General features: G+C 72.0%; 8 protein-coding genes. 1 reads left to right on the plus strand and 7 read right to left on the minus strand.

All coding sequences use genetic code 11. The features are described 5' to 3' along the window. Positions 1–203: 203 nt before the first annotated feature. The 5 genes from PSH25_RS19200 to PSH25_RS19220 are packed head-to-tail and all read right to left on the minus strand — an operon-like array spanning position 204 to position 6497. A complete protein-coding gene (locus PSH25_RS19200; RefSeq protein ID WP_238660402.1) occupies positions 204–926 on the minus strand; it encodes an FAD:protein FMN transferase in 723 nt (240 codons plus the stop codon). Between the two features lie 49 nt (positions 927–975). Beyond that, positions 976–1578 carry an FMN-binding protein gene (locus PSH25_RS19205; protein WP_238660396.1) on the minus strand — a complete coding sequence of 201 codons (603 nt, stop codon included), beginning with the start codon at positions 1576–1578 and terminating at the stop codon, positions 976–978. Positions 1579–1591: 13 nt separating this feature from the next. Beyond that, positions 1592–3010: a ferredoxin reductase family protein gene (locus PSH25_RS19210; RefSeq protein ID WP_238660397.1), complete on the minus strand. Its 1419-nt coding sequence runs from the start codon at positions 3008–3010 to the stop codon at positions 1592–1594. After that, positions 3007–4389: a DUF1501 domain-containing protein gene (locus PSH25_RS19215; RefSeq protein ID WP_238660398.1), complete on the minus strand. Its 1383-nt coding sequence runs from the start codon at positions 4387–4389 to the stop codon at positions 3007–3009. The genes PSH25_RS19210 and PSH25_RS19215 overlap by 4 nt, the downstream gene beginning before the upstream one ends. Before the next feature lie 8 nt (positions 4390–4397). Then, positions 4398–6497, minus strand: coding sequence for a DUF1800 domain-containing protein (locus PSH25_RS19220; RefSeq protein ID WP_238660399.1), 2100 nt, complete (start codon positions 6495–6497; stop codon positions 4398–4400). A 431-nt stretch (positions 6498–6928) separates the two neighbouring features. Here PSH25_RS19220 and PSH25_RS19225 point away from each other — a divergent pair, with 431 nt between their 5' ends. Then, entirely contained in the window at positions 6929–7186 is a 258-nt protein-coding gene (locus PSH25_RS19225; protein ID WP_091409372.1) for a DUF3040 domain-containing protein, read from the plus strand. A gap of 46 nt (positions 7187–7232) precedes the next feature. Here the strand turns inward: PSH25_RS19225 and PSH25_RS19230 are convergent, their stop codons facing one another. Beyond that, positions 7233–8141: an SWIM zinc finger family protein gene (locus PSH25_RS19230; RefSeq protein WP_238660400.1), complete on the minus strand. Its 909-nt coding sequence runs from the start codon at positions 8139–8141 to the stop codon at positions 7233–7235. Beyond that, the coding region (locus tag PSH25_RS19235) for a DEAD/DEAH box helicase (protein WP_238660401.1) at positions 8138–10365 on the minus strand (2228 nt) is incomplete at its 5' end. The genes PSH25_RS19235 and PSH25_RS19230, both read right to left, overlap by 4 nt.

The raw sequence follows: 10365 nt of genomic DNA on the forward strand, positions 1-10365 counted from the left end.
CTCCCCTCCGGGGTGCCGCCCGTGCGTGCCCCGCCGTCGGGCGTACCTGGTGCCGGTCTACGACCACGTGCTGATGACCGAGCCACTGACCCCGGCCCAGCGCGACGCCATCGGGTGGCGCAACCGGCAGGGGCTGGCCGACACCGCCAAACAGGTCCACGACTACCGGCTCACCGCCCGGCCGGCACCCACCGCCCCCTGCGCTAGTCGGTCAGGGGGAGGTCGACGGAGTGGTACTGGCGGGCGTTGTCGGTTATCGCCGCGTGGGTGTGGTCGTCCAGCCGGGCCAGCCAGTTGAGGCCGGGGGTGCCCATGGCGAGGGCGGCGGTGGCGTACGCGTCGGCCACCCCGAGGTCGGTGCCGACCACCGTCACCGAGCGCAGCCCACTGGCCGGCGCGCCCCGGCGCGGGTCCAGCACGTGCCGACCCCGCTCGTACACGCCGGACGTGGCCACGGCCAGGTCGGTCCCGCTGAGCACCAGGCAGGCCGCCATCGCGTCCCACGGGTGCCGGATGCCGATGCGCCACGGCTCCCCCGACGGCGACAGGCCCCGCACCCGTACGTCGCCGCCGGCGTTCACGCAGTGGTTGACAGCGCCGGCGGCGACGAGGCGGTCCGAGGCGACCTGGGCCGCCCAGCCCTTGACGAAGCCGGACGGGTCGAGCCGACCGGTGGCGTACGCGTCGAAGAACCCGTCGGTGGCGCCCCACAGGTCGGCGCAGGTCTCCAGCACGTACCGCAGGTCCGCGGAGGCTTCGGAGAGCAGCACCTCACCCCGGTCGAAGCGGCACACCTCGCTGTCCGGTCGGTAGGTGCTGAACCGCGCGTCCACCTCGTGCATCCAGGCGAAGACGTCGTCCGCCAGCTCGCGCAGGGTCGCCGGGGGTAGGTCGTCGGCGAGGTCCAGGGTGATGGCCGTACCCATGATCTGTTCGACCCGGCACAGCCCGGGTCGGGTCAGCGTGGCCCGCACGTCAGAAAGCCTGCTCGATGGCGGACCGCAGCGACTGCTTGTAGGAGTTGCTGGTCTCGGTGGCACCGGAGACGGTGTTGAGGCTGGCGTTCTGCTTCTGCACCACCTCGCCGCCGCCGCCGTCGTAGCGGTTGCGGACGTCGCCGCTGTGGATGTCGGATTCACCCCCGCTGGGCAGCGACAACGCGACCGCCTCGACGATCCGGTTACCCGAGACGACGATCTGCACCTGCACGTACCCGTACTCGTTCTCGAAGCCGTTGCCGGTGACCCGGCGGGTGGTCGACTGGGGTGCCTTGGTGGTGGTCCGGGGAGCGCTGGGTGCCTTCGTCGTCTTGGTGGCCGACGGGCGGGCGGTGGTCTTGCCGGGCTTGGGCGAGGTCGACGGCTTCGTGCTGACCGATGGCGTCGCCGCTCCGCCCGCCGGATCGGTGCCCGGCGCATCCGGGGCGGCGCTGGGATCGGTGCCCGGCCCGGCAGGGTTGACCGGCTGGGCGGTCGGCAGGTTCTGGGCGACCTGGCTGGTGCCCGGCGAGCCCTTGAACACCACGAGCGCGGTGGTGCTGGCGGCCAGGCCGGTGATCGCGAGGAGCGCGCGACGCATGGGTATGCCCTTCCTACAGCTCGAACGTGGCCAGATGGATCTGCCGTCGGGGCACGCCGGCCCGCCGCAGCGCCCGCACCGACTGTTCCACCAGACCGGGCGGCCCGCACAGGTAGACGTCGCGCCGGGCCACGTCGGGCACCAGTTGCCGCAGCCCGTCCGGGCTCATCAACTGGCGGGGGCCGGGGTCGTCGCGGGAGCCGATGACGTACCAGACGGAGGTGTCGCGCTCCTGGGCCAGCCAGTCCAACTCGCGGCTGAGCAGCACGTCGGCCGGTGTGCGGGCCCGGTAGATCAGCGCGGCGCCCGGCGGCAGTTCCTCCAGCATCGCCCGGATCGGCGTGATGCCGCTGCCGCCGGCGATCAGCAGCGCCCGCTCGCGGAGCCGGTGCGCGGCGGTGAAGGTGCCCGACGGGCCTTCGGCCCAGACCCGGGTGCCCGGCTCCAGGTCGCGCAGGTCGGCGGTGTGGGTGCCGACCACCTTGACGGTGACCCGCAGCCAGCGGCCGTTGGCGGCGGCGGAGACGGAGAACGGGTGCGACTGCCACCAGCAGCCCCGGGTGAGGAACCGCCAGCGGAAGTGTTGGCCGCCGAGCATCGCCAGCCGGCCGAGCCGCTCGCCGGTGAGGTAGATGGAGATGGTGTCGGTGCTCTCGGCGACCACGTCGGCGACCCGCAGCTTGTAGCGCAGGTTGAACGCCAGCGGCGCGATCACCCGGCCCCAGAGCAGGGCGGCGACCACCAGCAGGTACAGCGCGATCCAGCCGGTGCGCACCGGGCCGGGCCGGTACAGCTGCGCGCCGTGGGCGAACTGGTGGCCGTAGCCGAGCAGCAGGATCAGGTAGCTGGACAGGTGCAGCAGGTGCCACAGCTCGTAGGGCAGCGCCCGTCGGATCGCCCGGATGCTGCTGAACCCGACAAGCATCATGATGCCGGTGGCGACGAACGCCGAGAGCATGTCCTCGTAGTCGCCGAGCAACGTGCCGACCTCGGCGAGGATCGACTGGTTACGCAGGTCGGCGTAGCCGACGAGGATCAGCGACATGTGCGCCAGCACGGTGACCAGCAGGGTGGCGCCGATGTCCCGGTGCCAGCGCGCCGTCTGCTCGCCGCCGATCCACCGTTCCAGCACCGGCAGTCGGCTCATCATCAGCACCTGCACCAGCAACAGGTAGCCGGCGACCAGGCCGGTGATCCGGCCGGCCGCGGTGACGGTGGCCGCGGTGGTCCGCAGCGATCCGGCGGGGGTGCCCAACCACCACGGCAGCACGCTGGCGAGCAGGCCGACCAGGAGCAGCGCGCCCAGCAGCCGTCGGCCGCCGGGTCCGCGCCGGGCCGGGATCTGCGGGGGTACGGGCGCAGCCGACCGGCCGCCGTGCCGGGACGAGGTCCCGGTACGACGGCCGGCGGCGTGGGTGTGCGAATGCGTCACGCGTACAGCTTCATCGGGGCGTACTTCTGGCGGGGGAAGACCTTGTCGACCTCCGCGTTGGTGAGCCCGAACCGGCCCTGCGCCACCGCGCCGTAGACGTTGAACATGTTGTTGTACTCCGGCACGTCACCGGAGTCCAGCTTGTCCAGGCCGTTCCAGGTGCCGAGCAGCGAACCGGCCAGCTTCTTGCCGGACAGCAGGGTGACCACGCCGCCGTGCCCGTGGTCGGTGCCGCCGGTGTTGGAGCCGACCCGGCGCCCGAACTCGCTGGACACCATGATCGTCACGTCGGCGGCCTTCGGGCCGAGGTCGGTGAAGAACGCGGCCATCGCGCTGGCCAGCTCGTTCAGCCGGCGGTGCAGCTGGCCGCCCTCGCGGGTGCCCTGGTTCTCGTGGGTGTCGTAGCCACCCATGCCGACGGTGGCGACCCGCACGTTGGCGCCGCCCTTGATCAGCTGGGCGAGTTGCTGGAAGGCGTTGCCGACGCCCTCGTACTTGACGCCCTCGGCGGGCTGGTACGGCTTGGCGGCGAGCTTCTGGGCGGTGGCCAGCGCGCCCATGCCCTCCTGCACGGCTTCCTCGACCGGGTGGTTGATCCCGGTGAAGAGCCCCTTGATGGCCTTCTCGGTGGCGGCGCGGAACCGGTCGTCACCGTTGAGGCGCAGGGAGCCGACGCTGTTCAGCGAGAGCGCGCCGTTGTTGCCGACCAGCGAGCGGGGCAGCGTGCTGCCGACGCCGACGCTGCGGAACGCGGTGCCCTTGCCCAGGTTGTCGACCAGACCGTCGAGCCAACCCCGGCCGCCGGTCTCGTTGGGCAGCCCGCCCAGGTTGCAGGCGTCCGCGGCCTGGAAGTGGCTGCGGGACAGCCGCTCGTCCGAGACCGCCGGGATGAAGCCCAGCTGACCGGCGCTGAGCCACTTCTCCAACGGCTTGAACGCGCTGGTCAGCTTGAAGCCGCGGCCCAGGGCCAGCGAGTCGTTGCCGAGCAGCAGGTCGGGGCGGGCCTTGTTGAGCACCGGGTCGTTGTCCGGTGCGACGAGGCTCAGCCCGTCCAGCCCGCCGTAGAGGAAGACGTGGATCAGGGTGCCGGTCTTGGTCGCCGCGAACGACGCCGAGGTGGTGACGAACTGGGCGGTGGCCAGCGCGGTGGCGGTGGCCGCGGCCCCGGCGACGAAGGTCCGCCGGGTCACGCCGCGACCGTCCTGCTGCGCCTCCTCCAGGTTCTCCAGGGTGCGGTACCTGTCGAACTCGGCGGCGTTCTCGGCGGCGACGATGTCCGCCTCGGCGCGCAGCAACGCCTCGGCCGGGTTGTCGGCCAGCCGTCGCACGTCGGGGCATTCGGGGTGCAGGGGGAAAGAGTTGTACACAGTCTTCTCCATCGGGTGCCTCACCGGAGGTGGTGCTGGGGGGAAGCGAGGATCGCCCGCGCGACGGCGGTGATGGCCCCGTTGAACGTGGCGTCGACCTTGGCGGTCGCCGTCACACCGGCCACGCCGAGGATGAGGTTCTTCTCCCGCGTGCTCAACTTCTGGCCCAACAGCCGCAGGGAGAGCGCGTCCACGTACGCCCCGGCGGTCGCCGGCGCCTTGGCGACCAGCTTCTCCGGCGCCGTGTACGTGAAGGTGGTGCGGTAGCCGGCGAGGATCTCGCCCGCCTCGTTCCAGCCGTTGACCATGGCGCCGGCCGAGGTCCAGGCGACGTAGACGTCCGGGTAGCCGTCCGGGGTCGGGTGACCCATCGGGGACTGGCCCAGCTCGCGCATCTTGTCGTGGATCTGGCGCAACCCCCGGGCGTACGCGGTGCGCTTGCTGTCGCCGTTGTTGTGCTTCGGCGACGCCTCCGGCGAGACGCCCAGGGTGCGGTACGTGGCGACCAGGTACTCCATCGGCCGGCGCACCTTCTGGCCCACACCGGCCCAGAACTCCGAGGAGCAGAACAGCGTCATCAGGACCGGCTTGATCATGCCCTTGTTGGTGGTGTACGTCTTGGCCAGCCGGTCCACCAGGGACTTCGGCGGGGTGTCCGAGACGAACCGGGTGGCCAGGCTCTGCGCCACGTACTTCGCGGTCGACGGGTGCGTCGCGATGTAGGTGATGTACGCGTCGATCGCCGCTTCGGCCTTCTTCGGGTCGGCCGAGTTGTTCGCGTGGGTGAAGCCGAGGATCTTCACCTTGCCGACGTAGTGCTGCTCGGGGCGGAAGACGTACTTGCCCTTGTCGTCGACGCCGCGGCCGGTCTGCAACATGGCGGCCTGCCGGACGTCCGGCTCCTTGTAGCCGCCGTCGACGCCGACCGAGTAGAGCTCGAGGTTCTCCCGGGCGAGGTTCTCGTTGATCGCGTCCTTGCGGGAGTCCTTCTGGTTCAGGTAGATCAGCAGCGCCGGGTGCTTGTTCGCGGCGACCAGCATCTCCGGGTAGCTGCCCAGCGCGTGCTTGCGGACGACGTCCTGGTCGAACGAGTTGCGGTACACCTCGCCGCCGTCGAAGTCCGCGGCGACGTGCAGGAAGTCGTTCCAGAAGTCGACCATCACCTCGAACAGCTGGCGCTTGGACCAGATCTGCCGGGCGATGGTGGCGTCGACCATCTCCCGCTCCGGCTGGGCGTCCTGCTCGTTGAGCTTGTCCCGCTGGTCGCGCAGCTGCTGCACGGAGAGCTTCTGGGTCGGCAGCTCGGCGAGCTTCAGTTCGCCCTTGGTCGGCTCCAGCTTGTCCGGGTCCAGCTGGGCGCGGATCCAGGCGTCCATGCCCTCGCGCTTGATGTCGGCGATCACCGCGGGCGTCGCGCCGAAGGTGGCGCGCCGGGCCAGGTGCAGGATCGGGTCCTTGGCCAGCACCGTCTTCACGGTGACCCTGGTCGCCGCCGCGGCCGCGGCCGGGCCGGAGAAGGTCCGGCCACCGGCTGGCGCGTTCTTCTTCAGCGCCTCACCGGCCCGGGAGCCCATGTAGCTCTCGTTCTGCTCGGTGTAGGTACGCACCGTGCTGGGCTGCTGGCCGCTGGGCCGCGCCGCGGTGCCGTCGGTCACCGTGCTGCCGGTCGCGTCGCCGGCCGCCGCCTCGTCGCCGAAGAGGCCACGGAACTGCGGGGTCATGGCGAGCGCGGCGCCACCGGCGACGACGGCGGCGGTGCCACCGAGGGCCACCATCGCCTTACGTCGGCCGACCTTGCGACCCGGCTCTTCGTCATCGTCGATGGTGGGCAGTCCGGTGCCGGCCGGGCGTGCCGGGGCCGGGCGGCCAAGGCCCTCCGGGCCGACCCACTGCGGGCCGCGCGGGGCGGGTGCGGGCTGTCCGGCGTGCGTGTACCCGTCGGCGTACTGCTCACGCGGGTCGGCCGGCGCGGCGTAGCCGCCCTGGTGGGGGTGGGGCGAGTCGTAACCGTAGGGCGCCGGCGTGTTGGGGTCGCCGTAGCCGTCAGCGCTGTGGTGCTGGCGTCCGTCCCAACCGCGGTCGTCCCGCGGTCGACGTGGTGGCACATTCTGGTCGGCCATGTACCAATCCCGATTTCTGATGAGCGCCGGAAGCTGCTACCGGGCAGGTGCGGCAGGTGCGGCGACTGTTGCCTGAGGGGGTTGCTACGGCAAGGTAACCAAGGCCCCAGGGCCCTTCAAGGTGGCCGGAACACACCCGAGAGGGCACTTAAGACAGCGCTCAGCGCGACCTCGGCGGGGGGCGTTGGGGAGGGCGGGCCGGCAGACCTTCCCAGCAGGGCGTACGCGCGGCAGCCGAGCACGGATCGGACCTCGCCGCCGTACGCGACACTTTCGGCGTCGTTCACCACCAAAGGCAAACTTAAGGTTCAGGTAAGCCGGACATGAGACGCCCTCGCGTGGAGGAAAAGTAGCAACAGCGGGTGAGCGTGAGCCACCACCGCAGCGGGTATGCCGCCGAACCGCTGAACGCGTGAGGGGAAGGCAGCGCCATGCTCAGCAAAGAGGATCAGCGCAGATTCGACCAGATCACCCGTCAGCTCCGGGAAAGTGACCCGGCCTTCTTCAACCGGCTGGACCACCGGGCCAGGGCCCGCAGGGGCCGTTACCTGATGTTGTTGACCATCGTGCTGTGGGCGTCGCTACCGGCGATAGCCGTGTTCGCCGGTCGACTGACCGGCGCGATCTGCGCGGTGGTGCTGGTGGCCAACGCGGCGATCATGTGGCGGTTCCGCCGCCGCTGGACGTGACTGCTCAACCGCTCGACGAGGCTGCTCGACCGGTGGACGTGACGGCTCACCGGTCGGCCGGGCCGAACGCCCGGTACGCGCGGCGCAACCGTTCGAGCAGTCCCGGCCCACCGATGGCCGGGGCCGGCGCTCCGAGCTGGCGCAGCAGCAGGTCGGTGCCGGTCACCAGTCGGGGCGGTCGATCCGGCAGCGGCACCGGCGCTGACCAGAACCGGTCCGCCGCCTCCGCCAACGGCGTCGCCGAAAGCCCGGCGAGCGCGCGGGCGGCGCCGACCGGCGCCACGACGTCCACTGTCGACACGTCACGGTCCGGTTCGGACGGTGGGTCGATCGGCAGGGTGGCACCGGTGGCCGCGGCGCGCCGGGCGCGGAGTTCGTCGAGCAACTCCGCGCGGGACCGACCGCGCCAGTGCAGCAGCTCGAACGGGTCCGCGTCGAACGCCTCAGCCAGCAGGTAGAACGTGGCCGCGAGGTGTTTGCACGGCACCGCGAAGTCGGGGCAGTTGCAGCGCTGGGTCAACTCGCTCACAGCGGCCGGGAAGAGCGGCGCCCCGGCGGCGACGAACAACTCCTCCAACTCGTCGGGGAGGTCCCCGGCGAGCAGCCGGGCGCTGAAGAACGCCTGCCCGGCCAGCTCGTTCTCGATTCGGGACCAGAGCGCGGCCGGGAACGGCTTCAGCGCGATCGACACCTGGTAGGGCTGCGGCCGGGAGCCCTGCACCACCGCGTCGACCCGCCCGGGTGTGATGTCGAGCGTGAGCACCTGACCGGCCCGCGCGTACGACCGGCCCCGGGTCAACCGGGTGCCGAGCGCGAACGACTCCAGCACCTCCAGGAAACGCCGCGACCACCAGGACCGGCCGATCGCGCCCCGGGCGCTGCGCGCCCGCAGACCCCCGTCGACCTTACGGGGGCGCCCGTAGTCGGCGAACCGGTCGGTGCTCCGCTCGCTCACTCCACCACCGCGCCGGCTTCCAGGGCGAACAGGTCCCGCAACTGGCCGGTGGACAACTCGGTGATCCACTGCTCGCCGGTGCCGACGACCCGCTCGGCGAGGCTGCGCTTGTCGGCGATCAACGCGGCCACCTTCTCCTCGACCGTGCCGGCGCAGACGAACTTGCGGACCTGCACCCGTCGGCGCTGTCCGATCCGGAACGCCCGGTCGGTGGCCTGGTCCTCGACCGCCGGGTTCCACCACCTGTCCACATGCACCACATGGTTCGCGGCGGTCAGGGTGAGCCCGGTGCCGCCGGCCTTGAGGGACAGGACGAACAGCGGCGGACCCTCGGCCGACTGGAAACGCTGCACCAGGGCGTCCCGCTCGGCCTTGCCGAGGCCACCGTGCAGGAACAGCACCTCCCGACCGAACCGCGCCGACAGGTGACCACGCAACATCGCACCGAACTCGGCGTACTGGGTGAAGAGCAGCGCCCGCTCCCCCGCCGCCAGCACCTCCTCCAGGATCTCGGTGAGCCGGGCCAGCTTGCCGGAGCGGCCCTCCAGCGGTGAGCCGTCGCGCAGCAGTTGGGCGGGGTGGTTGCAGACCTGCTTGAGCCGGGTCATGGTGGCCAGCACCAGGCCGCGTCGCTCGATGCCGTCGCTGGTCTCGATCCGGGCGAGCATGTCGTCGACCACCACCCGGTACAGCGCGGCCTGCTCGGCGGTGAGGTTGCAGAGCACCTCCATCTCCAGCTTCTCGGGCAGGTCGGAGATGATCGACGAGTCGGTCTTGAGCCGGCGCAACACGAACGGGCCGGTGATCCGGCGCAGCCGCTCGGCGGCCTCGGCGTCGCCGTGCCGCTCGATCGGCTCGGCGAACCGCTTGCGGAACGTCGCGGCCGGACCGAGCAGACCCGGGTTGGCGAACTGCATGATCGACCAGAGGTCGGCGAGGCGGTTCTCCACCGGCGTACCGGTCACCGCCACCCGCTGCCGGGCGGGCAACGCGCGAACCGCCTCGGCCTGCCGGGTCGACGCGTTCTTTATCGCCTGCGCCTCGTCCACCACCACCCGGTGCCAGTCGATGCCGGCCAGGTCGGCGGCATCGCGGGCGGCCACCGAGTAGGTGGTGAGGACCAGGTCCGCGCCGTGCGCGGCCGCGGTGAACTCCGCCCCCCGCGCCCGCTCAGCACCATGGTGTACGTGCACCCGCAGCTCGGGGGTGAACCGCGCCGCCTCCCGTTGCCAGTTGCCGACCAGCGACATCGGACAGACCAGCAGGGTCGGCCCGGCCTCCGGCGGGTCCCCGGCGAGCAGCGCGAGCAGTTGCACCGTCTTGCCGAGCCCCATGTCGTCGGCGAGCACGCCGCCCAGGCCGAGTGAGCGCAGGAAGGCCAGCCAGGCCAGTCCACGCTGCTGGTACGGCCGCAGCGTCCCCTGAAAGCCCGGTGGCGGGTCCAGCGGAGTGAGCCGCCGCTCCACCGCGCCGGCGAGCAGGTCACCCAGCGCCCCGTCGGCGGTCACCTCCAGCACCGGCAGCGCGCCGGTGGCCTCGCCGTCGGCCAGACCGAGGCGGAGCAGGTCGGCGACGGTCAACTCACCCGCGGAACGGAGCAGGCGCAGACCGGCGGCGAGTCGCCCCGGGTCCAACTCCACCCACCGGCCCCGGAGCCGGACCAGCGGGGTCTTCACCTCGGCCAGCGCCGCCAACTCCTCGGCGGACAGCGGGTGGTCACCGAGTGCGATCTCCCAGCGGTAGTCGACCAGGGCGTCCAGACCGACACCGGCGTCGGCGCCACTCACCGTGCCCGGGGCGGTGCGGCTGCGAGCCCGCAACCGGGCGCCCAGGCGCGCCGACCGACGCTGCCACCAGGACGGCAGCAGTACCCCGAAACCGGCCGCGTGCAGCACCGGCGCGCCCGCACTGAGGAACCGATGGGCCCCCTCGACGTCGAGTTCCATCGCCTCGGGGGCGGCGGTACGCAGCGCGGCGTCCAGGTCCGGCCAGAGCCGGCTGGCCCTGCCCAACTCGGCGAGCAGCGTCTCCTGTGGACTGGCCGTACGGCCCGCCAGGCCGCCGAGCGTCTGCGGCGCCCGCCAGACCTCCCCGGCGTCGACGTGCAGGCCGGGCTCGTCCGCGGCCTGCAACCCGAACTCCAGCCGCCAGCGCCCGCCACCAATCGACTCGACGGGCACCGGCGCGCTGTCGGCGGGCACCGGCGCGCTGTCGGCGGGCACCG

The sequence above is a fragment of the Micromonospora foliorum genome, from assembly GCF_022229015.1.
Lineage (GTDB): Bacteria > Actinomycetota > Actinomycetes > Mycobacteriales > Micromonosporaceae > Micromonospora > Micromonospora foliorum.